This is a genomic window from Streptomyces lincolnensis, from assembly GCF_021173675.1.
GTDB classification, from domain to species: domain Bacteria; phylum Actinomycetota; class Actinomycetes; order Streptomycetales; family Streptomycetaceae; genus Streptomyces; species Streptomyces lincolnensis_B.
In genome coordinates, this window is the sequence record NZ_JAIHON010000009.1 from 506,326 (window position 1) to 531,050 (window position 24,725).

The 24,725-nt window shown below is 73.9% G+C and carries 20 protein-coding genes; 10 read left to right on the plus strand and 10 right to left on the minus strand.

Annotated features, from left to right (window positions below; genetic code table 11):
• Positions 1 to 24: 24 nt before the first annotated feature.
• From K4B79_RS28765 to yczE, 3 genes are read right to left on the minus strand one after another with little or no spacing between them, the layout of a single operon-like run.
• The gene (locus K4B79_RS28765) at positions 25 to 1,380 is read right to left on the minus strand and encodes an MFS transporter (RefSeq protein WP_232029837.1); all 1,356 of its coding nucleotides are present in this window, start codon (positions 1,378 to 1,380) and stop codon (positions 25 to 27) included.
• 58 nt (positions 1,381 to 1,438) lie between these two features.
• Positions 1,439 to 2,206 (minus strand): glycerophosphodiester phosphodiesterase, encoded by a 768-nt coding sequence (locus tag K4B79_RS28770; protein ID WP_232029838.1) that lies wholly within the window; start codon positions 2,204 to 2,206, stop codon positions 1,439 to 1,441.
• Positions 2,203 to 2,862 carry a membrane protein YczE gene (gene yczE, locus K4B79_RS28775; RefSeq protein ID WP_232029839.1) on the minus strand — a complete coding sequence of 220 codons (660 nt, stop codon included), beginning with the start codon at positions 2,860 to 2,862 and terminating at the stop codon, positions 2,203 to 2,205. Before yczE ends, K4B79_RS28770 begins: the two co-directional genes overlap by 4 nt.
• 99 nt (positions 2,863 to 2,961) lie before the next feature.
• On the opposite strand from yczE, the gene K4B79_RS28780 reads away from it, so the two are divergent.
• A complete protein-coding gene (locus K4B79_RS28780; protein WP_232029840.1) occupies positions 2,962 to 4,467 on the plus strand; it encodes an SCO1417 family MocR-like transcription factor in 1,506 nt (501 codons plus the stop codon).
• A gap of 76 nt (positions 4,468 to 4,543) precedes the next feature.
• Here K4B79_RS28780 and K4B79_RS28785 read toward each other — a convergent pair whose 3' ends face one another.
• A complete protein-coding gene (locus K4B79_RS28785) occupies positions 4,544 to 6,118 on the minus strand; it encodes an ATP-binding protein (protein ID WP_232029841.1) in 1,575 nt (524 codons plus the stop codon).
• Positions 6,119 to 6,168: 50 nt separating this feature from the next.
• On the minus strand, positions 6,169 to 6,363 hold the full coding sequence (locus K4B79_RS28790; protein WP_015661880.1) for a hypothetical protein: 195 nt from the start codon (positions 6,361 to 6,363) through the stop codon (positions 6,169 to 6,171).
• 213 nt (positions 6,364 to 6,576) lie between these two features.
• On the opposite strand from K4B79_RS28790, the gene K4B79_RS28795 reads away from it, so the two are divergent.
• From K4B79_RS28795 to K4B79_RS28815, 5 genes are all read left to right on the plus strand, one after another.
• Complete coding sequence (locus tag K4B79_RS28795; RefSeq protein WP_232029842.1) at positions 6,577 to 6,969, plus strand: ankyrin repeat domain-containing protein; 393 nt, start codon at positions 6,577 to 6,579, stop codon at positions 6,967 to 6,969.
• Between the two features lie 300 nt (positions 6,970 to 7,269).
• Complete coding sequence (locus K4B79_RS28800) at positions 7,270 to 8,691, plus strand: HEAT repeat domain-containing protein (RefSeq protein ID WP_232029843.1); 1,422 nt, start codon at positions 7,270 to 7,272, stop codon at positions 8,689 to 8,691.
• Between the two features lie 186 nt (positions 8,692 to 8,877).
• On the plus strand, positions 8,878 to 10,011 hold the full coding sequence (locus tag K4B79_RS28805) for a glycosyltransferase family 4 protein (RefSeq protein ID WP_232029844.1): 1,134 nt from the start codon (positions 8,878 to 8,880) through the stop codon (positions 10,009 to 10,011).
• Positions 10,008 to 11,225, plus strand: coding sequence for a glycosyltransferase (locus K4B79_RS28810; RefSeq protein ID WP_232029845.1), 1,218 nt, complete (start codon positions 10,008 to 10,010; stop codon positions 11,223 to 11,225). The genes K4B79_RS28805 and K4B79_RS28810 overlap by 4 nt, the downstream gene beginning before the upstream one ends.
• Positions 11,222 to 12,064, plus strand: a complete 843-nt coding sequence (locus tag K4B79_RS28815; protein WP_232029846.1) for an SGNH/GDSL hydrolase family protein — start codon at positions 11,222 to 11,224, stop codon at positions 12,062 to 12,064. Before K4B79_RS28810 ends, K4B79_RS28815 begins: the two co-directional genes overlap by 4 nt.
• Positions 12,065 to 12,122: 58 nt before the next feature.
• On the opposite strand, the gene K4B79_RS28820 is transcribed toward K4B79_RS28815, so the two are convergent.
• The 5 genes from K4B79_RS28820 to K4B79_RS28840 all read right to left on the minus strand — a co-directional run bounded on the left by K4B79_RS28820 (position 12,123) and on the right by K4B79_RS28840 (position 16,630).
• Entirely contained in the window at positions 12,123 to 12,992 is an 870-nt protein-coding gene (locus tag K4B79_RS28820) for a 5-oxoprolinase subunit C family protein (RefSeq protein WP_232029847.1), read from the minus strand.
• Positions 12,989 to 13,651 (minus strand): 5-oxoprolinase subunit B family protein, encoded by a 663-nt coding sequence (locus tag K4B79_RS28825; protein WP_232029848.1) that lies wholly within the window; start codon positions 13,649 to 13,651, stop codon positions 12,989 to 12,991. The genes K4B79_RS28820 and K4B79_RS28825 overlap by 4 nt, the downstream gene beginning before the upstream one ends.
• Positions 13,648 to 14,406: a LamB/YcsF family protein gene (locus K4B79_RS28830; protein WP_232029849.1), complete on the minus strand. Its 759-nt coding sequence runs from the start codon at positions 14,404 to 14,406 to the stop codon at positions 13,648 to 13,650. Before K4B79_RS28830 ends, K4B79_RS28825 begins: the two co-directional genes overlap by 4 nt.
• Before the next feature lie 56 nt (positions 14,407 to 14,462).
• A complete protein-coding gene (locus K4B79_RS28835; protein WP_232029900.1) occupies positions 14,463 to 15,260 on the minus strand; it encodes a putative hydro-lyase in 798 nt (265 codons plus the stop codon).
• 68 nt (positions 15,261 to 15,328) lie between these two features.
• Positions 15,329 to 16,630 (minus strand): MFS transporter, encoded by a 1,302-nt coding sequence (locus tag K4B79_RS28840; RefSeq protein WP_232029850.1) that lies wholly within the window; start codon positions 16,628 to 16,630, stop codon positions 15,329 to 15,331.
• A gap of 129 nt (positions 16,631 to 16,759) precedes the next feature.
• On the opposite strand from K4B79_RS28840, the gene K4B79_RS28845 reads away from it, so the two are divergent.
• From K4B79_RS28845 to K4B79_RS28860, 4 genes are all read left to right on the plus strand, one after another.
• Positions 16,760 to 17,464, plus strand: coding sequence for a GntR family transcriptional regulator (locus K4B79_RS28845; protein ID WP_232029851.1), 705 nt, complete (start codon positions 16,760 to 16,762; stop codon positions 17,462 to 17,464).
• A 158-nt stretch (positions 17,465 to 17,622) separates the two neighbouring features.
• Complete coding sequence (locus tag K4B79_RS28850; RefSeq protein ID WP_232029852.1) at positions 17,623 to 19,149, plus strand: hypothetical protein; 1,527 nt, start codon at positions 17,623 to 17,625, stop codon at positions 19,147 to 19,149.
• A gap of 31 nt (positions 19,150 to 19,180) precedes the next feature.
• Complete coding sequence (locus K4B79_RS28855) at positions 19,181 to 20,071, plus strand: hypothetical protein (protein WP_232029853.1); 891 nt, start codon at positions 19,181 to 19,183, stop codon at positions 20,069 to 20,071.
• Between the two features lie 37 nt (positions 20,072 to 20,108).
• Positions 20,109 to 24,722 (plus strand): hypothetical protein, encoded by a 4,614-nt coding sequence (locus tag K4B79_RS28860; RefSeq protein ID WP_232029854.1) that lies wholly within the window; start codon positions 20,109 to 20,111, stop codon positions 24,720 to 24,722.
• Positions 24,723 to 24,725 lie beyond the last annotated feature (3 nt).

The window sequence follows — 24,725 nt, forward strand, 5'->3', positions numbered from 1 at the left end:
ACTACAGCGCTTTCGCCGAGAACGCTAAATCCTCTCGGGCACGGGATTGCCCGCGTCGGAGATCGCCCGCCGCACCGGAACCCGTGCGAGCAGGGCGAATCCGAGGACGAAGAAGACCACCAGCGAGATGATCGCGTCCCGATAACTTCCGGTCAGCTGGTAGGTGATCCCGAACAACAGCGGCCCCAGCCAGCTCATCCCGCGGTCGCTCATCTCGTACGCGGAGAAGTACTCGGCCTCCTTGCCGGGCGGGATCAGATGGGAGAACAGCGACCGGGACAGCGCCTGGCTGCCGCCCAGGACGAGGCCGATCCCAGCGGCCAGGACGAAGAACCACACGGGGGCGCCCGCCGGGAGGAAGTACCCGGCGGCCAGGGTCACCGTCCACGCGACCAGCGAACCGAGAATCGTCCGCTTGGCCCCGTAGATCCTGGCCAGACGGCCCATTCCGAGGGCTCCGGCCACCGCGAGCAGCTGGACCAGCAGGACGGCGCCGATGAGCGTGGACTGTCCGAGCCCGAGTTCTTCGGAGCCGTAGATCGACGCCTGGGAGATCACGGTCTGGATGCCGTCGTTGTAGACGAGGTACGCCAGCAGGAAGGCGAGGGTGAGGGGATGGCGGCGCATGTCGCGGATCGTCGCCGCGACCTGGCGGAAGCCGGGGAGCGCCGCCTCGCCCGCGGCCTTCGCCTCGGAGCGGCGATCCCGTAGGCGGCGCAGGGGAATGAGGGCGAAGGCGCCCCACCACAGGCCGGCGGAGGCCAGGCAGACGCGGATCGCCTCGCTCTCCGACAGGCTGAAGGACGCGTGGCCGGTGTAGAGGACCAGGTTCACGACCAGGACCAGGGAGCCGGCCGCGTATCCGAAGGCCCAGCCCCTGGAGGAGACCGCGTCGCGCTCCTCGGGCGGGGCGATCTGCGGCAGATAGGAGTTGTAGAGCATCATCGCCACGGACTGCGCCGCGTTCGCCACGACCAGCAGGACGCCGCCGAGCAGATAGCGGTCGCCGTCGAGGAAGAACAGGGCGGCCGTCGCCGCGGCGCCGGTGTAGGCGGCCGCGGCCAGGAGCGGCTTCTTGCGGCCGCTGCGGTCGGCCGCCGCCCCCACCAGGGGCATCACCAGGACGGCGACGACCACCGACAGGGACACCGAGTACGCGAAGAAGGAGCCGGCGCGCACCGGGATCCCCAGGGGATGGACGAAGCCGTCCGCGTCCGCCGCGTTCTCGGCCACCGAGGTGAGGTAGGGGCCCAGGAAGACGGTGAGCACGCTGGTCGAGTAGACCGAGCAGGCCCAGTCGTAGAAGTACCAGCCGCGTTGCTCGCGCCGTCGCTCGGCGGCCCCGTCGGCCGCCCCCGTCCGCACGGTGTCGGTGCCCACCCGTGCCCCTCGCTTCCCCGTGAAGGTGTCGCGCGAGGGCGGTGGGCGGCGCACGGGGTCAGACCCAGACGCCGCGGTCCTCCATGACCTTGCGCAGTGTGTCGATGTGATCGGTCATGATGCCATCGACTCCCAGGTCCAGGAGCCGGTGCATGCGCTCCGGTTCGTTGACCGTCCACACGTGCACCTGCAGCCCGCGCGCGTGGGCGGCGCGCAGGAAGCGGTGGTCCACCACCTGGATGCCCGACTGGGCTTCGGGCACCTGCGCGGCCACCGCGGACCGGCGTACCGCGGCGGGCAGTCCCCAGGAGAGCAGCCGCAGGTTGAGCACGCCCCGGGTGCCGTAGGAGGTGGCCAGGCGCGGTCCGGCCAGCCGTTGGGCCCGGATGATCCGGGCCTCCACGAAGGAGCCGAGGCAGACGCGGTCCCAGGCGCCGGTGCGCTCGATCAGGTCCAGGAAGGGCAGGAGGGCCGGCTCCGACTTGACGTCGACGTTCCACCGGGCCTCGGGGAAGGTCTCCAGGAGCTCCTCGAAGAGCGGCACGGGTTCCTTGCCCGCCACGCGCGCGTGCCGTACGTCCTTCCAGGGCAGGTCCGCTATCCGGCCCGCGCCGTCGGTCGTCCGGTCCAGGGTGGCGTCGTGGAAGGCGACGAGCCTGCCGTCCGCGGTGCAGTGGACGTCGGTCTCCAGATAGCGGTAGCCCGCCTCGACCGCGCGCCGGAACTGCAGCGCGGTGTTCTCCAGACCGTCCGCGGCCCCGCCCCGGTGGGCGAAGGCGATCGGGCCGGGATGGTCGAGGTAGGGGTGGCGTATCCGCGTGGTCACCGTCGCAGTATCGCCCCACGCGGTTGCCCGGTGGCAACGACCGTGCTGCCGTCGGATGCCGGGGGAACGGCGAACACGCGCAGGAAGAGCTGGGCGAGCGGTCCGATCGACACCGCGTACAGCAGCGTGCCGACGCCGATCGTGCCGCCCAGCACGAAACCGGTGACGACGACCGCCACCTCCACCGCGGTCCGCATCAGACGGATCGAGCGGCCGGTGCGCCGGTGCAGACCGGTCATCAGCCCGTCGCGCGGGCCCGGTCCGAAGCGGGCGGCGATGTAGAGACCCGTGGCCGCGCCGTTGAGCACGATGCCCGCGACCAGCAGCGGGATCCGCACGGCGAGGCCGTGCGCCTCGGGGACCGCGGCGAGCGTGCCGTCCATGGCGATGCCGACCACGAAGACGTTGGAGACGGTGCCGAGGCCGGGGCGCTGGCGCAGCGGGATCCACAGGAGCAGCACCGCCGCGCCGACGATGATCGACACGACGCCGATCGTCAGGCCGGTGAGCTCGGCGAGGCCCTGGTGGAGCACGTTCCAGGGTTCCAGCCCCAGTCCCGCTTGCACCAGGAGGGCCGAACTCGCCCCGTACAGCGCGAGACCGACGTACAGCTGGATCAATCGGCGCCCGACGCGGCTCGGACTGTTCGTGGACAAGAGGTCCCCCTGATGGTGGCAGTGGCCTGACTCATGACACCCTGTGGCGTGGGTGGAAACCTCATCCATGGCCAATTCGTGGAAGGTGGACTGATTTCCATGGCGCAGTGGACCTCGGCGATGGGGGCGGTGCAGCTGGCCCGCCTGCTCAACTCCCAGCAGGACCGTCCGGCCGGCCCCGGCACCCGCCGCCCGCCCGCCTACCGCGCGCTGGCCGACGGCATCCGGCTGCTGGTGCTCGAAGGGCGCGTCCCGGTGGCCGCCCGGCTGCCCGCCGAGCGCGAACTCGCCGTGGCCCTGTCCGTCAGCCGTACGACCGTCGCGGCGGCCTACGAGGCCCTGCGTTCCGAGGGGTTCCTGGAGTCCCGGCGCGGCGCGGGCAGCTGGACGGCGGTCCCGGCGGGCAACCCGCTGCCCGCCCGAGGCCTGGAACCGCTGCCGCCCGAGGCCCTCGGGTCGATGATCGACCTGGGCACCGCGGCGCTCCCCGCGCCCGAGCCGTGGCTGACCCGGGCCGTGCAGGGCGCCCTGGAGGAACTGCCGCCGTACGCCCACACGCACGGCGACTATCCGGCCGGACTGCCCGCGCTGCGCGCGATGATCGCCGAGCGCTACACCGCGCGCGGGATCCCGACGATGCCCGAGCAGATCATGGTGACCACGGGAGCGATGGGCGCAATCGACGCCATCTGCCACCTCTTCGCCGGGCGGGGCGAGCGCGTCGCCGTCGAGTCGCCCTCGTACGCCAACATCCTCCAGCTGATGCGGGAGGCGGGCGCCCGGCTGGTGCCCGTGGCCATGGCCGAAGGGCTCACCGGCTGGGACATCGACCGCTGGCGGCAGGTGCTGCGGGACGCGGCGCCCCGGATCGCGTACGTCGTCGCCGACTTCCACAATCCGACCGGCGCGCTCGCCGCCGAGGACCAGCGGCGGCAGCTGGTGGAGGCGGCGCGGTCGGCGGGGACGGTGCTGGTGGCCGACGAGACGATGAGCGAGTTGTGGCTGGACGCGGAGATGGAGGGCGCGATGCCGCGGGCGGTGTGCGCGTTCGATCCGGCCGGGTCCACGGTGATCACCGTCGGGTCGGCGAGCAAGGCGTTCTGGGCGGGGATGCGGATCGGATGGGTGCGGGCCGCGCCGGACGTGATCCGGAGCCTGGTCGCGGCGCGGGCGTACGCGGATCTGGGGACGCCGGTGCTGGAGCAGCTCGCCGTGAACTGGCTGTTCAGTACGGGCGGATGGGCTCAGGCCGTGGAGGTGCGGCGGGAGCAGGCGCGGGGGAACCGGGACGCGCTGGTGTCGGCGGTGCGCAGGGAGTTGCCGTCGTGGGAGTTCGAGGTGCCGAAGGGCGGGCTCACGCTGTGGGTGCGGGCGGGCGGACTGTCCGGGTCCCGGCTCGCGGAGGTCGGGGAGCGGGTGGGGGTGCGGGTGCCGTCCGGGCCGCGGTTCGGGGTCGACGGGGCGTTCGAGGGGTATGTGCGGCTGCCGTTCACCGTCAGGGGTGCGGTGGCCGAGGAGGCCGCTGTGCGGTTGGCCGCGGCGGCCCGGCTCGTGGAGAGCGGGGGAGCGGGGGGCGGGGAGGCGCCTCGGACGTTTGTGGCGTGAGCCCGGACCGCGTCTCGGGTGAGGGCGCCTGCCCGCGTCGGCGGGGTACCGCCGGTTGCCCGCGAGGTGGCCGGCGCTACGAGGTCTCGACCGCCACTGCCTCCGTCTGCGCCCCGTCCGGCAGGTTCTCCCCGTCCGCCGGGGTCGTGCGCGGCGGGAGCAGGGCCAGGACCGCCCGGCGGTCCGCGTCGCTGGTCGCGTCGTCGTAGGGGTCCGGGGTGGCGGGGACCTGGAGGCGGTGGACCGGGCCGGAGCCGAGGCGGGCGTAACCGCGGCCCGGGGGGACGTGGGCGATCGGGGTGGTGTGCGGGCGGGTGCCGAGGACGGCTTCGAGCTGGTCCGTGGTGGCAGGGCCGAGGACGACACGCGCACGCGTGTGCTGGCGTACGGGATCGCTGAGGGCGTCGGCACTGTCGAACTGTTCGGCCACGATCACCGTGACGTTCGCCGCGCGGCCGTGCCGCAGAGGCACCTGGAGGAGGGACTGCGGGTCCGTGCGGCCGTCCGCCACGGCCAGCGGTACGAAGGCGCTCGGGCGGTCGACGAGGATCCACAGGGGACGCCGGGTGTCCTCGGGCGGCGGATCACCCGCCTGCCGGGCGCGGTTGGCGGCGATCAGCCGGCGCTCGGTCTCGGCGGCGGCCCATTCCAGGCTCGCCACGGTCCCGGCCAGCGCGCACTCGACCGCGAGGACGCCGTCCCGGCCGGTCAGGCAGGCGTACTCGCCGGTGCCGCCGCCCTCCACGACGAGGACGTCGCCGTACTGGAGGGCCTGGAGGGCGATCGAGCGCAGCAGGGTGGAGGTGCCGCTGCCGGGCTGGCCCACCACCAGCAGATGCGGCTCCGTGGAACGGATGCCGGTGCGCCAGACGACCGGCGGAACGTCACGCCGCTCCTCGCCGTGGGTGAGCGGGAGCGTGCGCTGGACCTGGGAGGGGTCGGTGAAGCCGAGGACCGTCTCGCCGGGGGCGGTGACGAAGCGCTGGGCGGCGATGTCGGTGGGCAGCGGGGGCAGCGCGGTGACCGTGAGCTGGTTGCCCTCCTCGTCCCAGGCGAAGTGGTACTCGCGGCCCCGGCCCGACTTGGCGTGCAGCAGCTGCTCGACACGGCCCCGGTAGGAGGCCTCGCCGTCCGTGAAGTACGCGGGGTAGCGGATCACGAGGTGGGCGCAGCGGCCCGTCTCGTCGAACTCGTACGCGGGGAAGGCCTTCTCCCACTCGCCGCCGTGGGCGTACAGCGGGGCCGGGTCCTCGGCGGCCGAGAAGTAGGGGACCAGAGCCTCGTACAGCGACTGGAGGCGCTGCGTCTGGGACTCGTCCGGCCCCTCGGGCTCGGGCTCGCCGCGGTCCCGGCCCTGCCAGGCCGCCGCCGCCATCAACGTGATGACGGCGAGCAGCGGGCCGTACGGGACGAGGGCCACGACCAGGATCACCGACGCCACCAGGAACAGCAGCGGCCCGCGCTTGTCCTTGGGGGTGTCGGCCCACTTGCGCCGCCCGGCCGAGGCCAGCCGGCGCAGCCCGCGGGTGATCGTGATCAGCGGGTGGAGGACATCGGTGGCGCCGTCCGCCGCCGTCCGGGCCAACTCCCGGCTCCGGGCGATCTGCGCGCTGCCGTTGCTCAGAATGCGGGGGAGGGGGCGCCGGGCCACTGCTGTCTCCTGAGGGTGCGTACGGGCGTGGGCGGGCGTGGACGGGGGCGTCAGAACTTGATTCCGCCGAGGAGGCTCGCCAGGCTCTCGCCGCCCGCCTTGATGCTCGGGGCGATGGCGGTGCTCGCGAGGTAGAAGCCGAAGAGCGCGGCCACCAGGGCGTGCGAGGCCTTGAGCCCGTCCTTCTTGAAGAAGAGGAAGACGATGATGCCGAGCAGGACCACACCTGAGATGGACAGGATCATTTGGGGTCTCCTGGTTCGTGGGGACAGTCACCATGAGTACTTCCAGGATCACAGCATGTATCCATACGATAAAAGGTGCAACCGGGTGATTTTCGGTGGATTTCACCCCTGTGGGCGAGCTGCTTGGGGTCGGTGGAGCAGGGGCTCACCCGGCGCGCGAGCCAGTACCCTGTCGATTCATCCGAACGGTGGTAACGAGAGGTGGTCCGGCCGATGAGTGAAGCCCCCGACCCCGAGGTCGTGGAGCTGGCGACCAAGATCTTCGATCTGGCCCGGCAGGGGCAGGCCGAGGCGCTTGTGGCGTACGTCGACGCGGGCGTTCCGGCCAACCTCACCAACGACCGCGGTGACTCCCTGCTGATGCTCGCCGCCTACCACGGTCACGCCGAGGCCGTACGCGCCCTGCTCGCCCGGGGCGCCGAGGCCGACCGCATCAACGACCGAGGGCAGAGCCCGCTCGCGGGAGCCGTCTTCAAGGGCGAGGAAGAGGTGATCAAAGCCCTGCTGGAGGCCGGCGCGGATCCGTCGGCGGGCACGCCGTCGGCCGTCGACACGGCCCGCATGTTCGGCAGGACACAGCTGCTCGAGTTGTTCGGCGCACACTGATACGGACTCCCTGACCAGGGAAAACACAGAAAACGGGGGAGGCGGTAACGGGCCGCCGAAATTTCGGTCGCGGCAGACGGAAGTGCCGAGTCATCATGACGTCGTGGTTCACGGACACGATGGCTGGGCAGGTGATGCCGCACCGCGTGGGCCGTGATGCGGTCCGCATGGGCCACCGACGAGAGGCAGAGGAAGATGGCTTACAGCAAGCAGGAAACGGCGGGCGCCCCGACGTGTTGTCACGCGGCCAGGTAATGCAGGTCCCCGGTTGCGTCGACGCTTGATGTGAGGCTGTTTCCCATGTTCGATCCGGTCATAGCGCCCAGCGGTACGCTGCTCGGCCTGCTTCAGCGGGGCCGCGGCGACGGCACGCTGCACGCGCTCACCGCCCCGCGCGCCGAGGCGCTCGCGGCGTTGAACCACTGTGTGCTGCGAGATCCCCGCCACGACTGGCAGGTGGAGAACCGCTCCCTCTACTACGCCCGACTCTTCCTCGACCTGAACGGCGAGCTGGACGAGATCGAGGCACACCTCTTCGACGTCGTCGAGGACACCTTCGACACCGAGGAGTCCCGCACCGGGCTCGCCCTGGCGGTCCTCGGCCACCTCGCCTCCTACGGCAGGCGGGACGCGCTCGCCCTGCTGCGCAGGTACGCCGCCTCCGGCTCCAACTGGGCCTGGGCCCTGGACGAACTGGCACTGCGCGACGACGACGCCGGCCTACGGGCCCTCGCGGCGCCCGTCCTGGCCCGGTTCACGACCGACGCCGAGGGTGAGGCCGAGCTGGCCGCCGTCGTGCGTGACTCCTTCGAGCCACGGCCCTGGCGGCTGTGGGCCGACGACCCGCGCCCCTCCATCGCCACACGCGTGCGTGCCGCCCAGGAGACCGGCTGTTTCGACCGCTGGCAGCGGCAGATGCGACCTACCGGGCCCCGTCCGGGGTGGAGCGTGCAGGCCGTCTTCGAGTGGGCCCAGCAGGGCATGGACCGCGGTGCCGCGCTCCATGTGCCGGCCGCCCGCTGTCTGACCGCCGTCGCGGGACCCGAGGACCGCCCGGAGATCGTCCGGGCCGCTGAGGACGGCACCGACGGAGCCCGCTGTACCGCCCTGCGCTATCTCGCCGACAGCAACGATCCGGACGCCCTCGACCTGATCGAGGTCGCGGCGGCCACCGGCTCACCGACCGTCGTGGAAGCCGCCACGGACGCCTTCGAACGCATGCGCAGTGTCGCCGCGGTCGACCGGGCACGCGGCTGGGCCCGACGGCCCGATCCCCTCGGCGCCGCCGCCGGGCGCATGCTCGCCTGCCGGGGCGCCGCCCAGGACAGCGACCTGGTCCTCGCGGCCCTGAGGGAGGCCGTGCGGGGCGAAGGACCCGACGCGCCGACCCTGTGGACCCTCGTCGACGGCACCGGCCGGCTCGGCATCGCCTGCGCGGCCCCCGTCCTGCGCCACATCTACCGCGAGACCGCCTCCTCCCATCTGCGCGGCCGGGCCGCCCATGCCCTGGCCGCCACCGACCCCTCCTTCGCCACCGGGTTCGCCGTCGAGTGCCTGTGGGACTGCGAGGAGACCACCCGCGAGATCGCCGCCCGGTACGCCGAGACCGGTGACGCCCGGGTCGTGGAGCGGCTGCGCAGGCTCGCCGCCGATCCGGCCGAGGAGGCCGAGGTCCAGACCGCCGTCCGCAGCCGCATCGGACCCGACGCGACCGCCATGTGAGCACTTCGGCCGGGGGCGCCCGACGGACAGGTCGCGCCCCCGGATGAACACGGGGTGACCGGCGGGGCAGACGGGCATGGACGCGGCCTGACCTGCTCAGGTGCGCAGCGGAACGCTCACGGGACGTTTGTCGTTCGGAAAGATCCACTTTGACGCGGCCACGTCCAGTACGGCGACAACACGGGTATGCGTGTCGTCATCGTGACCGAGTCCTTTCCCCCCGATGTGAACGGCGTGGCCCACTGCGCGTTCCAGACCGCCCGGCACCTCGTAGACCGTGGTCACTCTCCGCTCGTCGTCGCGCCGGCCACCGCGGCCGGTACCGGGCCCGGCGTGGACACCCTCGCGCCGTGCCCCGTCGTCCGTGTCCCCTCCCTCCCCCTCCCGGGCTACCCCCAGGTCCGCGTCGCGCTCCCCAGCCGGCGCGTGGCCGCGGCGATCGCCGAGCACCGTGCCGACGTCGTCCACCTGGCCAGCCCCTTCGTCCTCGGCGTCCGCGGCATGGCCGCCGCCGCCCGGCTCGGCATCCCCGCCGTGGCCGTCTACCAGACCGACCTCGCCGGATACGCCCGTACCTACGTCCACGCGGGCGAGGCCGCCGCCTGGCGCCGTATCCGTTCCGTCCACGCCGCCGCCGACCTCACCCTCGCCCCGTCCAGCGCCGCCCTGCACGACCTGGAGGCACATGGTGTGCCCCGGGTGAAGCTGTGGGCGCGGGGCGTGGACACCGTCCGCTTCCGTCCCGACCTCCGGGACGAGGCACTGCGCCGCGAACTCGCCCCGAACGGCGAGCTGATCGTCGGCTACGTCGGCCGGCTCGCCCCCGAGAAGCAGGTCGAACTCCTGGCCGGCGCCTGCGGACTCGACGGGGTCCGGGTCGTGGTGGTCGGTGACGGACCGAGCGGGCCCTCGCTCGCCGAGACCCTGCCGGGCGCCGTCTTCCTCGGGCGCCGTACCGGCGACGAACTCGCCCGGATCTTCGCCTCGCTGGACGTCTTCGCACACACCGGCCCCTTCGAGACCTTCTGCCAGACCGTGCAGGAGGCCATGGCCAGCGGTGTGCCGGTCGTCGCGCCCGCCGCCGGCGGCCCGCTCGACCTGGTCGCCCACGGGCGCACCGGGCTCCTGGTCCCGCCGCGCGACGCCGCCGCCGTACGGGACGCGGTGTGGTCCCTGGCCGCCGATCCCGCGCTGCGCGCCGCCTACGGGAGCGCCGCGCGTGCCATGGTCGAGGGGCGCACCTGGGCGGCCGTCGGCGACCAACTCATCGGGCACTACACCGACGTGCTCGCCGGGCGCCGGACGGCGGTGGCGGCATGAGCAGGACAGCCACCGGCAGCACCCGCCGCGAGGCGCTGCGCATCGTGCGCCTCGCGAACTTCGTCGCGCCCGCGTCCGGCGGACTGCGCACCGCCCTCCGGGAACTCGGCAAGGGCTACCGGGCGGCCGGGCACGAGCCCGTGCTCGTCGTCCCCGGCGAGCGCGCGAGCGACCGCGAGACCGAGCAGGGACGCGTGATCACCCTGCCCGGACGGCTGCTGCCGGGCACCGGCGGCTACCGCGTCCTCACCGACAGGCGGCGTGTGGCGGCGCTCCTGGAGGAGCTCGCCCCCGACCGCCTGGAGGTCTCCGACCGGACGACCCTGCGGTGGACCGGCAAGTGGGCGCGGCGCGCCCGGATCCCCGCCGTGATGGTCTCCCACGAGACCGCCGACGGGGTGCTGCGCACCTGGGGCCTGTCCGAGAGCACCGCCCGACGGGCCGCCGACGCCCTCAACGTCCGTACGGCACACACCTACGCGCGCGTGGTGTGCACCACGGAGTTCGCCGAGCGCGAGTTCGTGCGGATCGGGGCGCGCAACGTCGTACGCGCGCCCCTGGGCGTCGACCTGCTGGAGCGGCACCCGGCACTGCGCTGCCCCCGGCTGCGTGACCGGTACGCGCGGGCCGACGAGACCCTCCTGGTGACCTGCACCCGGCTGTCCGTGGAGAAGCGCCCGGGCACCGCGCTGGACGCCCTGGAGGCACTCGTACGGCGCGGTCGGCGGGCGGTGCTGGTGGTGGCCGGGGACGGGCCGCTGCGGCCGCGGCTGGAACAGCGGGCGCGGGAGCGCGGGCTGCCGGTGACCTTCCTCGGGCACGTCTCCGACCGCGGGCTGCTGGGCGCCCTCCAGGCGTCCGCCGACGTGTGTCTGGCGCCCGGTCCCGCCGAGACGTTCGGGCTGGCCGCTCTGGAGGCGATGGCCTGCGGCACGCCCGTCGTGGTCAGCGCGTCGTCCGCGCTGCCCGAGGTGATCGGCTCCGCCGGGGCCGTCGCCGCCGACCGGGGCGACGCCTTCGCGGACGCCGTGGACCTGCTCCTCGAACAGTCCGTGGCCGAGCGGCGGGAAGCCGCACGCGCGCGTGCGGAGTGCTTCGGCTGGGACACGGCGGTGGCGGCCCTCCTCGCCGCGCACGACGCGGCGGCGCCCGCACCGCACACCCAGGTCGGGTCCGCGCCCGTGCGGCCCTTCGTGCCCGGCGGAACGGCATGAGAGCGGTGCGGTTCGTGGCGCTCGGCGACTCGCTGACCGAAGGCGTGGGCGACCCCGTCGGCGACGGGTGGCGCGGCTGGGCCGCGCTGCTCGCCGACGGGCTCGCCGAGGGGCCGGTGGAGTTCACCAACCTCGCGGTCAGCGGGTCACAGACCCGTGACGTGCTGGAGCGGCAGCTGCCCGCCGGGCTGGCCCTGCGGCCGGACGTCGTGTCCGTCGTGATCGGCGTCAACGACACCCTGCGCTGCACGTTCGACATCCGGGCGGTGGCCGCGCGCCTGGACGCGGTGTACGCGGCCTTCACCGAGCAGGGCGCGGTCCTGCTCACGGCCTGTCTGCCGGATCCCGGTGCGATGCTCGGGCTGCCGGGCGCCCTGTCCCGGCCGCTGGCCCGGCGGCAGCGGGCCGTCAACGCCGTGGTCCACGCCCTGTCCGAGCGGCACGGGGCCGTGCATCTGCACGCCAGCGAGGGCGCCTGGCTCACGGACCGCGCGATGTGGAGCGCCGATCGGCTGCATCCGGGCGAGCGGGGGCACCGGCAGCTGGCCGTGCGGTTCCACGCGGTGCTGGCCGGGCGGGGCGTCGCGACGGGGGCCGCGCCCTCGCCCGAGCCGGAGTTCCCGGTGCCCACGAAGTCGGCGAGCCTGTGGTGGCTGGCCACGGCGGGCACCGGCTGGGTGGCCCGTCGGTGTACGGATCTCCTGCCGCAGCTGCTGACCCTCGCCGCCGACGAGATGCGGCACCGGGCCCGGGGAACCAGCGCGCGGCTCGATCTCCGGGCGTCCGCGGCGGTGTCGGCGGCGCTCGCGGCGTTGTCGGTGGAGCCCGACGTGGCGTGAGCGCTCCGGCGCGACCGCACACGCCGTGGACGGGTCAGCGGCCACACGCCGCGGAAGGTCAGCGGCGGCGTACCTCCACGAAGCGGACCGGTGTTCCTGGCGCGGCCTGGGCCGCCGCCGCCAGGTCCCGGTCGCGGACGACCGCGATCACCGGGTAGCCGCCGGTGGTCGGGTGGTCGGCGAAGAAGACCACCGGGCGCCCGTCGGGCGGGACCTGGACGGCGCCCAGGACCATGCCCTCGCTGGGGAGTTCACCGGGTCGGGCCCGCTCCAGGGCCGGTCCTTCCGTGCGCAGCCCGATGCGGTTGCTCGCGGAGGACACCCGGTACGTCCGTGCGGTGAAGGTCCGCAGGGCCTGCGGGGTGAACCAGTCGTCGCGCGGGCCCGGCGTCACCCGCAGCACGAGTTCGGCCGGGGGCGCCGGCTGCGGGGCGACGTCCACGCGCGGGTGCGGCCCTTCGGGGTTCCCCAGCGGGAGCACCGTGCCGTCCGTGAGGGGCGGTGGGCCGAGGCCGGACAGGAGGTCGGTGGAGCGGCTGCCGAGGACCGGCTCCACGGCCACACCGCCGCAGACGCCCACATAGGCGCGTACCCCCGAGACGGCCGCGCCGACCTCCAGGAGCGCGCCGCCGGGCACGCGCACCGGCGCTCCCCACGCGACCGCGTGCCCGTCCACCGTGACCGGGCAGGGCGCGCCCGCGACCGCCACGGTGACCGTCGAACGAGGCCGCACCGCGCAGCCGTTCAGCGTGGTCTCCAGGACGGCGGCCCCGGGCCGGTTGCCCACCAGACGGTTGGCGAGGGCCGCCGCGGGACCGTCCAACGCGCCGGAACGGGGCACCCCCAGGTGGGCGTGGCCGGGGCGTCCGAGGTCCTGCACGGTGGTGAGCGCGCCGGCGCGCACGACGAACAGCGCGCGGTCCGTCATGGGCGGCCCGCCGGAATCGTCGGCACGTCCGCGGCCGCCGGACCCGCCGGAGGCAGGGGGACGAACCGCACGCGCGTGCCCGGCGACAGCAGCGCCGCCGGTACGCGCGTGTGGTCCCACAGCACGGCGTCCGTGGTGCCGATCAGCTGCCAGCCGCCCGGGGACGAGCGCGGGTACACGCCCGTGTACGCGCCCGCCAGGGCCACCGAACCCGCCGGGACGGCCGTGCGCGGTGTGGCGCGGCGCGGGACGTCGTAGCGCGGCGGCAGGCCGGTGAGGTAGCCGAAGCCGGGTGCGAAGCCGCAGAACGCGACGCGGAACGCGGTGCCCGCGTGGATCCGGGCCACCTCCTCCTCGGCCACCCCCCAGTGCGCCGCCACGTCGGCCAGGTCCGGGCCGTCGTAGCGCACCGGGATGTCCACGACGTGCCCCGCGCGCGGGGGGACGTCCGGTATCCCGGAGGCGCCGAGTTCGGCGGCCAGCCGGGCCGGGTCGGCCAGGCCGTCGAGGAGGACCGTGCGGGCCGCCGGGACGATCTCGCGGACGGCGAGCAGGCCCTCGGCACGCCGGCGCAGCAGCTCCGCGTGCAGGGCCTGGGCCTCCTCGTCCGAGGCGACCTCGACGAGCAGGGCGCCGTCACCGACGGGCAGTGCCCTCATGCGAAGGCCTCCACCCGGACACCGGACGCCTCCAGCCGCTCCCGCACGCGGCGGGCCAGGTCCACCGCGCCGGGCGTGTCCCCGTGCAGGCACAGGGACCGCGCGCGCACCTCGATGCGCGAGCCGGAGAGCGCGCCGACCGTGCCGAGGCGGGCCAGGTCCAGCGAGCGTTCCACGACCGCCCGCGGGTCGGTGACCACGGCGCCGTCCCGGTCGCGCGGTACGAGCGTGCCCTCGTCGGTGTACGCCCGGTCCGCGAACGCCTCCGTGACCGAGGGCAGCCCGGCCTTCCCGGCCAGCTCCAGCAGGCGCGAGCCGGGCAGCCCCAGCACGGGCAGCGCGGGGTTCGCGAGGAGCACCCCGTCGACGACCGCGCCGGCCTGCTCCTCGTCACGCACGACCCGGTTGTAGAGCGCTCCGTGCGGCTTGACGTACGACACCCGCGAGCCCGCCGCGCGCGCGAACACCTCCAGGGCGCCGATCTGGTAGGCGACCTCGGCCGCCAGCTCGGCGGAGGGCACGTCCATCGCGCGGCGCCCGAAGCCAGCCAGGTCCCGGTAGGAGACCTGGGCGCCGATCCGTACCCCGCGCTCGGCCGCCAGGTCGCACACCCGCCGCATGGTGGCCGCGTCCCCGGCATGGAAGCCGCAGGCCACGTTGGCGCTGGTGACGACGGACAGCAACTGTTCGTCGTCGGTCAGCCGCCAGCGGCCGAAGCCCTCGCCGAGGTCGGCGTTCAGATCGATCGAGGCCATGGCTCCTTCGGGTCTCCTCGTCAGCTCGTGTTGCCTCGTCACCCGGTCCCGTCCCGTCACGCCACGCGGTACTGCTCGTCGCGGGCGTCGGTCAGGAACATCTGGCCGGGTGCGTGGGTGATCGCGAACGGCGGGCGCGAGGCCATCACCGCGGCCTGCGGGGTCACACCGCAGGCCCAGAACACCGGGATGTCGTCCGGTTCGGCCTCCACCGGATCGCCGAAGTCGGGGCGGCCGAGGTCGTCGATGCCCAGCGACGCGGGATCGCCGCAGTGTACGGGGCTGCCGTGCACCGCCGGGAGCAGACTGCTCTCCCGGATCGCGGCCGCCAGATGCTCCGGCGGCACCGGGCGCATGGACACCACCAGCGGGCCGCGCAGCCGCCCCGCCGGACGGCACTGGCGCCCGGTCGTGTACATCGGGACGTTGCGGCCCTGCTCGATGTGGCGGAGCGGCACGCCCGCCCCGGACAGCGCCCACTCGAAGGTGAAACTGCACCCGATCAGGAACGAGACAAGGTCGTCCCGCCAGTACCCGCGCACGTCCGTCGGCTCGTCCACCAGCTCGCCGTCCCGCCACACCCGGTAGCGCGGCAGATCGGTGCGCAGGTCGGCCCCGTCCGCGAGGGCGGTGGTCCGGTCCCCGGGGTCGGTGACGTCGAGGACCGGGCAGGGCTTGGGGTTGCGCAGGCAGAACTGCATCATGTCGTACGCCCAGTCCGCCGGCAGCGAGATCAGGTTGGCCTGGGTGTGGCCCGCCGCGACGCCCGCGGTGGGTCCGGCCAGGCCCGCGCGGAAGCGGGTCCGGGCCTCGGCGGGGCTCCACGCGTGCGCGTGCTCGTCGACGAGGGTCAGGGGGAGGTCCTCGACGCCGTGCGTGGCCGGGGCCTGCGTGACGGTTCCGGGGCGGTCGTCGGTGCGGTTCACGTGAGTTCCTTCCCGCGGGTCTCCGGCAGTCCCAGCAGGGCCAGCGCCGCGATGCCGTAGCCGATCGCGCCGAAGACCAGGGCCCCGCCGACGCCCCAGCCGTCGGCCAGGAAGCCGACCGTGGTGGGGAAGATCGCGCCCACGGCGCGGCCGGCGTTGTACGTGAAGCCCTGTCCGCTGCCCCGCACGGCCGTCGGGTACAGCTCGCTCAGGAAGGACCCGAAGCCGCTGAAGATCGCCGACATGCAGAACCCGAGCGGGAAACCGAGCACCAGCAGGAGGGTGTTGGCGCCCTCGGGGATGTTGCCGTACGCCACGATGCACACGGCCGACAGGAGCGCGAAGAGCCAGATGTTGCGCCGTCGGCCCAGCTTGTCGGTGAGGTAGCCGCCGGTCAGGTAGCCGAGGAAGGCGCCGGAGATCAGGAACGTCAGATAGCCGCCGGTGTTGACGACCGACAGGCCACGATCGCTCTTCAGGTACGTCGGCACCCAGGTGGCGAGGGTGTAGTAGCCGCCCTGGACGCCGGTGGAGAGCAGTCCGGCGAAGATCGTGGTGCGCAGCAGGTCCGGTTGGAAGATCGCCTTGAAGGAGCCCTTGCCGGCGTTCTTCTCCCGCACCGCGACCGCCGAGGGCGCGTCCTGCACCCGGCGCCGCATCCAGACGACCAGGACCGCGGGGAGCGCGCCGGTCCAGAACATCACCCGCCAGGCCACGTCGGCGTCGAAGACCGAGAAGACCAGCGTGTACACGATCGCGGCCAGCGCCCAGCCCACCGCCCACGAGCTCTGGATCACGCCGAGCGTGCGGCCCCGGTGCTTGGCGCTCGCGTACTCGGCGACCAGGATCGCGCCGACCGCCCACTCGCCGCCGAAGCCGAGGCCCTGGAGGGCGCGGAAGACCAGCAGGGTCTCGAAGTTGGGCGCGAAGCCGCAGGCGACGGTGAAGATCGCGTAGGTGATCACCGTGATCATCAGCGCCCTGACCCGGCCGAAGCGGTCGGCCATCACCCCCGCCAGGGCTCCGCCGATCCCGGAGGCGGCCAGCGTGACGGTGGTGAACAGGCCGGTCTGACCGCTGTTCAGGCCGAAGTACGCGGCCAGCGCGACCATGCTCAGCGGCAGCGTGAAGTAGTCGTAGGAATCCAGGGCATAGCCGCCGAACGCGCCGGCGAAGGCGCGGCGGCCTCGCGGGCCGAGGGCCCGCAGCCAGCCCAACGCCCCGTCGTCGGCGGGGCGTTCGTGCGGTGCGGTGGGGGAGTCGGCGGCCAGGGCCTGTGGTGGAGGGGTCGTGCTCATGGGCACCTCGCAGAGGGGGACGGAGGGTGCGGAGCTGAACCGTGCGGTGAGCAGCAAGGTAGAGGATCGTTCAACGATCCTTCAATACCCCTGTTGTTTCGTTCTCGTGTCTGCGGTTGAATTCCGGGCATGGCGGAGCAACTGAGCGGACTGGCGGACGACCGGGCCCTCCTGGGGCGCACCAGCACGGCCGAACGGGTCGCGGACATCCTCAGGAGCCGCATCGCGGAGGGCTATTTCCCGCCGGGGACCCGGCTCTCGGAGGACAGCATCGGCGGCGCGCTCGGTGTGTCCCGCAACACGCTGCGCGAGGCGTTCCGGCTGCTCACCCACGAACGCCTGCTCGTCCACGAGCTGAACCGGGGCGTCTTCGTCCGGGTGCTGACCGTGGAGGACGTGGAGGACATCTACCGCACCCGCGGCCTCGTCGAGTGCGCCGTCGTACGGGACCTCGGCGAGCCGCCCTACGCCCTCGACGGACTCGCGGAAGCCGTGGCCGAAGGGCAGCGCGCCGTCCGTGAAGGTGACTGGAATGTGCTGGGCACGGCCAACATCCACTTCCACCGCGAACTCGTCGCCCTGGCCGGCAGCGACCGCACCGACGAACTGATGCGCAGTGTCTTCGCCGAGCTCCGTCTCGCCTTCCACGTCGTGGACGACCCGCGCCGCCTGCACGAGCCGTATCTGGCCCGCAACCAGCAGATTCTCGCGGCGTTGCAGGCGGGGGACAAGGCGGAGGCCGAGAAGCTCCTCGCGGTGTATCTGAACGACTCCCTGGAACGGGTCGTCGAGGTCTACCGGCGGCGTGTGGGGGAGGGCGAAGCCCTCCTCTAAGGGGCGCGGGGCTGTATCCATGTGCGGCTCCGCCGCGTGGGCGTGATCGGCCCCCGCCGGCCCGCACCCGAGGAACGACCGGTAGTCGCCCGGCCAACCGCCGGAGGCGATCCGCGTCGTTTGGGGAGATGTCAGACCCAGGACCTAGTCTGTGCACCGTGACTTCGCCTGCACCGACGGACAGTGTTCCGCCCCAGCTCAGCGCGGGGCCGCGCCCCGCACCGGGCCCGGCCGCCGACGAGGGGCTGGCGCGGCGGCTGCGCGCGCTCGCCTGCACCGCGCCGTTGCACGACCTGGACGCGCGCAAGGCCAATCTCGCGGGTGAGTACTCGGTCTACGGCATGGCGGAGGTGGCCCTCGCCGCCATCGACCTGGTCACCCTGAACATGGACTTCGACACCGGCGCCGACCACGACCAGATCGTCGCCCGGCTCATCCCGCGCATCGCCGCCCAGGCCCCGCACCGGCCCGTCACCGAGCACGAGCGGGTGGCCCGCTGGGTCCTGGAGAACCTGATCAACGTCGGCAGCGTCGACCGCGGATTCCGGGCGGTCTACGGCACCTTCGCGCCGGACGGCACCTATGTGCGGCGGGACTACGACTTCAAGCTGATCGAGGAGGTGCCCGGACCGGGAGGCGCCGTGTACCTCCGGACGACGGACGAGGCCGTCAACGTCCTCGTCGGCGCCCTCGACACCGACGTCACCAGCGCGCAGATCGCCGCCGAGGTCAAGCTGGAGGTGCTGATCAGCCGGGGCCGCCTCGCCGACGCCCAGCTGGCAGCCGAGCAGGCCCGGTACCGCACCGTGCAGTACTCGGAGACGCTCCGCCGGGCACTGGACGCCACCCGGCGCAATGTCCGGGCGGTGGACTGGCTCGCCGCCGTGCCCGACATGATCGCCGAGGCGCTCGACCACGTCGCCGACCGCTACCGCCACGAGAACGCGATCCTCACGAACATCCGCAAGGCGCGGGACGAGTCCGAGGACCCCGAGCACAAGCGGCGCGCCGCCGAGCTGGTGGACATCGTCAAGGACTGCATCCGGCGGCACACCCAGCTCCAGTCGCGGCTGCTGGAGGCGGGCCCGCTCTTCCGCGCGGAGCAGGACCGGCAGGCCTTCGCCACGCCGATGACGACATCCGGGACAGATCTGTACGGGCATCTGCTCGCCCCCCTGCTGCCGTTGCCCATGGAACAGGCCGTCCGGGTCACGGACGCGTTCTTCGCGCACGGGACGGGGCTGCGGACGCCCGTGGCGGTGCGGGTGGGCGACCTCGTCGACATACTGCTCACGCCGCCCATGGAGCGCGAGCACCTGGGCGCGGAGATGCCGGAGCCGGATCTCATCGCCACGCCGGACGACAGCCGGTTCAGCGAGGAGCAGTTGGCCTCCGCCATGGAGCTGCTGGATCTGCCCGCGGACGCGCCGCGGAGACTGTCGGGACTGCTGGCCGACGCGCGCCGCCGGGACCCCGAACTGCCGTATCTCGTCGCCCTGCTGGCCGTCCATGCGGCCAGCCCGCCGGTCGGTACGGCCTATCGCCAGGGCGAGGAGAAGCTGTTGTTCGCCGTGGACGACGGTACGGAACTGGACGATCCGGAGTTCGGCGGCGCCGATCTGATCGTCGGGACGGCCCTGCTGGACGCCGCGGGGATGGCGGCCGGTCGGACGGAAGCAGCATGACCGAGCACGAGCGTGACAAGGAGCCCAAGCCGTGACCGAGCACGTCGAATGGAGTGACCCGGAGGTAGCCGCCCCGTCGGCGCCCGCCCCCGTCACGCCCGCCGACGCCGCCGACGCCGCTCGGCTCGTCGCCTTCGGGCTGCAGCCGAAGGTGCAGCCCGCGCGGGACCAGGAGTACGCCGAGCTGCTGCGGCGGTATCGCGAGGACCCGCCGTTCGCGCGGCTCGCCGACGCCGTGGCCGCCGGGCTCGGGCTGGTCGTACTGGAGGTGTCCGCGCGAGCCGGGATGGCCGTCACGGCCGCCGAGGACTCGGTCTTCGCCGTGCGGATGGGGGACTACGCGCGCCGGACGTCCGCCGACGGCGGGGACCGGTTCCTGCACGGACTGGCCCATCTGGCCGTCGCCGCCATGGCGTTCCCACGGCCCGAGGACCTCGCCGACGACGGCTACATCGGACGGGTCTCGGTCAACGGCATCGACGCCTTCGTACGACAGGCCTGCCGCCGTCTGGAGGAGCGGGCCGAGGAGCAGGGCGAGAACACCGACCCCGCCACCGGCGCGCCCGGACTGGAGGCGGCCTGGCGGATCTGGATCAGACGCAGCGCGACGGGAGCCACCAAGGACGCGCGCCGGCTCGCCGGGTCGACCACCGGCATCATCGCCAAGGCCGTCGCCTTCCTCACCGACTCCGGTTTCCTCCAGCGCACCGGGGACGACAACGGCGGTACCTACCGCACCACGGCCCGCTACCAGCTCCAGGTGCGTGACATGGCTGGCAGCGCCGCGATGGCCGAACTCCTGGAACTCGGCATCGTGCCGGTGACCGACGGCACACCGACCCTGCTGCCCGCCGAGGAGAGCGAGGACCTGCACCTGGTGGCCGACGCCGGGCTGCCGTTCCACACGCCGTCCTCGTCCTGAACCCCCCTGACCTGCCGAAGACTTACGAGAGTCCGCCATGTACGAGCTGTCCCGGGTCCGCCTCTACTCCATCGGTCCCGCCGGTGCGCGCTACGCCGACACCGTGCTTGACCTGCGGGGCGTGGGCGCCGTCGTGCCCGACCCCGCACCCACCCAGGCGGAGTTCTTCGAGGAGGAGCCCGTCGGCCCGCCGCGCCGGCCCGCGCCCGCCGGGGTGCTCTTCCTGGAGAACGGCGGCGGAAAGTCCGTCCTCCTCAAGCTGATCTTCTCCGTCATGCTGCCGGGCCACCGCAACACCCTGGGCGGCGCCAGCTCCGGCGTCCTCAGGAAGTTCCTGCTCGCCGACGACTGCGGGCATGTGGCGCTGGAGTGGCAGCACGTGCTCACCGGCGAGTGCGTCGTCGTCGGCAAGGTGAGCGAGTGGCGCGGACGCCAGGTCTCCAACGACCCCCGGAAGTTCGCCGAGGCCTGGTACTCCTTCCGGCCCGGGCCGGGGCTGAGCCTGGACAACCTGCCCGTGGCCGAGTCCACCACCGTACGGCCGTCCGCCGAGGGCCAGTCCGGCGCCCAGGGCCGCCGCCGCACCATGAAGGGCTTCCGGGACGCCATCACCGAGGCGGGCAAGGCGTACCCGCATCTGGAGGTGCACTGGGAGGAGATCCACGACCGGTGGATCGAGCACCTCGGCGACCTCGGCCTCGACCCCGAACTCTTCCGCTACCAGCGCGAGATGAACGCCGACGAGGGCGAGGCGGCCGGCCTCTTCGCGGTGAAGAAGGACTCCGACTTCACCGACCTGCTGCTGCGCGCGGTCACCGACACCCGGGACACCGACGGACTCGCCGACCTGGTCAGCGGCTTCGGCAACAAGCTCGGTCGGCGCGCCGAGCTGATCGCCGAACGGGACTTCACCGCCGGGTCCGTCGATCTGCTGGGCCGGATCGTCGAGGCCGCTCAGGCGCGCTCCCGCGCGCGGGACATCCACACCGGCGCCGAGCGCCGTACCAGGAACCTGGCGCGGCGGCTCTCCGCGCGCGGGGCGCAGGAGCGGGTGCGGGCCGCCGATCTCGCGCAGCGGGTCACCGCCGCCGCCTACTCCGTCACGCACGCCGAGGGAGCCCGTGAGCGCAGCGCGCTGATCGCGGCCGAACTCGCCTACCGGCACGCCTCGTTGGCTCTCGCGGCCGCCGAGAAGTCGGCCGCCGCGCAGAAACGCGAACTCGCCGACGCGCGCACGCTGCACGCCGCCTGGCAGGCCGCCGAGAACGCCCTGCGCCACCGGGCGGCCGCCGACCGGGTCGCGCGCGTGGCCGCAGCGATCCAGGAGGCCGAGCGGGACGCGGCCCCGGCGCTCGCCGCCCGCGCCAAGGCCGCCGTCGACCTCGTACGCGCCCTGCACGCGGCGGCCGAGGGCGCCGAGAACCTGGCCAACGAGGAGGAGGAGCGGTCCGCCGCCCTCCAGGAGGTCAGCGATTCCGCGTACCGGGACTCCACCACCGCGGCGACCGAGGCGCAGCGCGCCCGCAGCGAGGCCGGACACCTGCGGCAGCGGCTGAGCGAGGTCGAGCAGGAGACCACCGAGGCGGTGCGCGCGGGCTGGCTCGACGACAGCGCGCCCGACGCCGACCCCGCGCGCGCGGCCCTCGCCGCCAGCGACGCAGAGAAGACCGCGGTCGCCGCCTGGGACACCGCCCGCGAGGCGTCCCACCGCGCCACCGAACACGCGCGCGAGGCGGCCGCCGCCGAGGCCCGCGCCGAACTGACCGCCGCCCGGGCGGAGGACGCGGCCACCGCCGCCGCGCGGTCCTACGAGGCCGAACGGCGCCTGGCCGAGGGGCTGGCCGCCGAGGAGCGGCTCGCGGAGCTGCTGAGCCTGACCGGCGACGGCCGCTCCGTGGTGCCCCAGCCCCGTCAGGACTCGGAGGACAGCGGTCAGGGAATCCTCGCCCCCGAGGACCTGGACCGCTTCGCCGACGAGCTGCGTGAACTGCTGGACGACGCCGTCTCCGCCGCCGAGCGGCAGCTCTTCGAACTGCGGACCGCCGCCGCCGACGACTCCAGGATCCTCGGCGCGCTCGGCGACGGCGGACTGCTGCCGCCCGGCCCGGACGTGCTGGCCACCGTGGAGTTCCTCGGCGAGCACGGCATCCCGGCCCTGCCCGGCTGGCGCTATCTGGCGCAGGCCGTCGACCCCGCCGACCACGCGTGCGTCCTGGCCGCCCGGCCCGAGCTGGTCGACGGCGTGATCATCACCGACCCCGACACGCACGCGCGGGCCCGCGAGGCGCTCGAGGACGCCGCGCTGCTGCCGCGCTCGGCCGTCGCCGTCGGCACCGCCGCCGCCCTCCTCGCACCGACGCCGGCGCCCGAGGCCGACAGCGGTGCCGTCTTCCTCGTACCGCCGAACCCGGCCATGCACGACGAGCACGCCGCCGACGAGGAGCGGCAGACACTGCGGGCACGGGCCACCCAGCGGGACGAGGAGATCCGCACCCTCGCGGCCCGGCTCGGCAAGGACCGGGAACTGTCGGCACGGCTCGCCTCCTGGCGCACCGGCTGCCCGGCCGGACGGCTGGTGGAGCTGGCCCAGGCCGCCCGGGACACGCGGGCGTTCGCCGAGGAGTCCGAGGCCGAACTCGCCGAGGCACGGAGCGTGCGGGCCGAGGCGGACGAGGCCGCCGCCGAGGCGGCCCAGGTGCGCGACGAGCGGCAGGAAGCGGCGCAGAAGGCGCGCCGGGCCGCCGACGCCCTCGCCGGCCTGGCCTTCCGGCTACGCGAGCGGGCCGGCTGGCAGGTCAAACTGCGCGAACTCGCCGACGAGGCGACCGAGTCCGAGGCCCGCGCCCAGACCTGTCTGGAGCGCGCCCGGGCCGCCGACGAGGACCGCCGTGCCGCCCAGCGGGCCGCCGACGACGCCCGCCGCACCGCCCGTGCGCTGCGCGCCGAGCGCTCCGAGATCGCGGGCGCCCCCGACGACGTACCGGAGAGCGACGCGGGCGCTCCGAAGGCGTCCCTGCCCGCCCTGCGCGAGGCCTACCGGGCCGCCTCACAGGTGTACGAGAAGGTCGGCGTCGGCGCCGACCTGCGCGCCGAGCAGGCGCGCGCGGAGAGCGACGAGAGCGCGGCGCGCGCCGAACTGGACCGGTTGAGCAACAAGGTCCGCACGCGCGCGGAACAGCTGCTCCAGTCGCCCGACGGCTCCGACGGGCCGTCCCGGCAGGCCGCCGCCGCGCGGGCCGAGGAGCTGGTGCAGCTCCTGGAGACCCGGATGTCCACCGCGAGTGAGCAGCTGGGGCGGCTGCGCGGCGAGGCCGAGCGGCACGCGCCCGAGGACGGCGAGGCCCACACCGACCTGCCCGAGGAGCTCCAGCCGCGCGACGCCGAGCACGCACAGGCGCTGCTGCGCACGGCGACGGCCGAACTCGCCTCCCGCACCGACGCGTTGGCGCAGGCCAGGGAGGCGCACACCGAGCTTCTCGACGCCCACCGTGCCGCCGAGGACGGCGCCGGCGGCTTCGACGAGATCGCGGCGATGCTGCGCGACCTGCTGCGCGAGCACTCCATGGAGGACGAGCAGGAGGCGCCCGAGCCGTACCCCGGCAGCCTGGAGGATGCGCGGCAGTCCGCCGCCGAGGCCCGCCGGTCCCTGCGCGGCTGCGCCGCCGACCTCTCGGCCGCCGAGTCCGCCGTGCGCGAGGCGAGCGACATCCTCGTCCGGCACGCCAACTCCACGCGCTACGAGCAGGTCCGCACCCCGGCGCGGCAGCAGATCCGCGAGCTGCCCGCCGCCGCGCTGCCCGAGCACGCGCAGAAGTGGGCGGACGCCTTCGCGCCCCGGCTCCGGGTCCTCACCGACGAGCTGGAGCAGCTGGAGCGGAACCGGGACTCGATCGTGGACCGGCTCCGGGGGCTGGTCGAGTCGGCGCTCGCCACCCTGCGGTCCGCCCAGCGGCTGTCCCGGCTGCCGGAGGGGCTCGGCGAGTGGTCCGGGCAGGAGTTCCTGCGGATCCGCTTCGAGGAGCCCGACCAGGCCACGCTCACCGAGCGGCTCGGCGAGGTCATCGACGAGGCGACCCGCGCCGCCGTCAAGAAGAACTCCGACCTGCGGCGCGACGGCATGTCCCTGCTGCTGCGCGGAGTGGGGGCCGCGCTCCAGCCCAAGGGCGTGGCCGTGGAGATCCTCAAGCCGGACGCCGTGCTCCGGGCGGAGCGGGTGCCCGTCGGGCAGATGGGCGACGTGTTCTCCGGCGGCCAGCTGCTCACCGCCGCCATCGCCCTGTACTGCACGATGGCCGCCCTGCGGTCGAACGACCGCGGACGCGACAAGCACCGGCACGCGGGCACGCTGTTCCTCGACAACCCGATCGGGCGGGCCAACGCCACGTATCTGCTGGAGCTGCAACGGGCCGTCTCGGACGCGCTCGGTGTCCAGCTCCTCTACACCACCGGCCTGTTCGACACCACCGCGCTCGCCGAGTTCCCGCTGGTCATCCGGTTGCGCAACGATGCCGATCTGCGGGCCGGCCTCAAGTACATCAGCGTCGAGGAGCACCTCCGCCCCGGCCTGCCGCAGCAGCAGGCGGGGGAGGCGGCGCACAGCGAGATCACGGCGACACGGATGTTCAAACGCCCGGCACCGGCGACGCCCTGAGGT

What these genes read in the sequence shown, in the direction of transcription:
- K4B79_RS28800 (WP_232029843.1), top strand. Translation starts at nt 7,270, where the DNA reads ATGTTCGATCCGGTCATAGCGCCCAGCGGTACGCTGCTCGGCCTGCTT.
- K4B79_RS28805 (WP_232029844.1), top strand. Translation starts at nt 8,878, where the DNA reads ATGCGTGTCGTCATCGTGACCGAGTCCTTTCCCCCCGATGTGAACGGC.
- K4B79_RS28795 (WP_232029842.1), top strand. Translation starts at nt 6,577, where the DNA reads ATGAGTGAAGCCCCCGACCCCGAGGTCGTGGAGCTGGCGACCAAGATC.
- K4B79_RS28780 (WP_232029840.1), top strand. Translation starts at nt 2,962, where the DNA reads ATGGCGCAGTGGACCTCGGCGATGGGGGCGGTGCAGCTGGCCCGCCTG.
- K4B79_RS28815 (WP_232029846.1), top strand. Translation starts at nt 11,222, where the DNA reads ATGAGAGCGGTGCGGTTCGTGGCGCTCGGCGACTCGCTGACCGAAGGC.
- K4B79_RS28840 (WP_232029850.1), bottom strand. Translation starts at nt 16,630, where the DNA reads ATGAGCACGACCCCTCCACCACAGGCCCTGGCCGCCGACTCCCCCACC.
- K4B79_RS28810 (WP_232029845.1), top strand. Translation starts at nt 10,008, where the DNA reads ATGAGCAGGACAGCCACCGGCAGCACCCGCCGCGAGGCGCTGCGCATC.
- K4B79_RS28790 (WP_015661880.1), bottom strand. Translation starts at nt 6,363, where the DNA reads ATGATCCTGTCCATCTCAGGTGTGGTCCTGCTCGGCATCATCGTCTTC.
- K4B79_RS28845 (WP_232029851.1), top strand. Translation starts at nt 16,760, where the DNA reads ATGGCGGAGCAACTGAGCGGACTGGCGGACGACCGGGCCCTCCTGGGG.
- K4B79_RS28860 (WP_232029854.1), top strand. Translation starts at nt 20,109, where the DNA reads ATGTACGAGCTGTCCCGGGTCCGCCTCTACTCCATCGGTCCCGCCGGT.
- K4B79_RS28820 (WP_232029847.1), bottom strand. Translation starts at nt 12,992, where the DNA reads ATGACGGACCGCGCGCTGTTCGTCGTGCGCGCCGGCGCGCTCACCACC.
- K4B79_RS28830 (WP_232029849.1), bottom strand. Translation starts at nt 14,406, where the DNA reads ATGGCCTCGATCGATCTGAACGCCGACCTCGGCGAGGGCTTCGGCCGC.
- K4B79_RS28825 (WP_232029848.1), bottom strand. Translation starts at nt 13,651, where the DNA reads ATGAGGGCACTGCCCGTCGGTGACGGCGCCCTGCTCGTCGAGGTCGCC.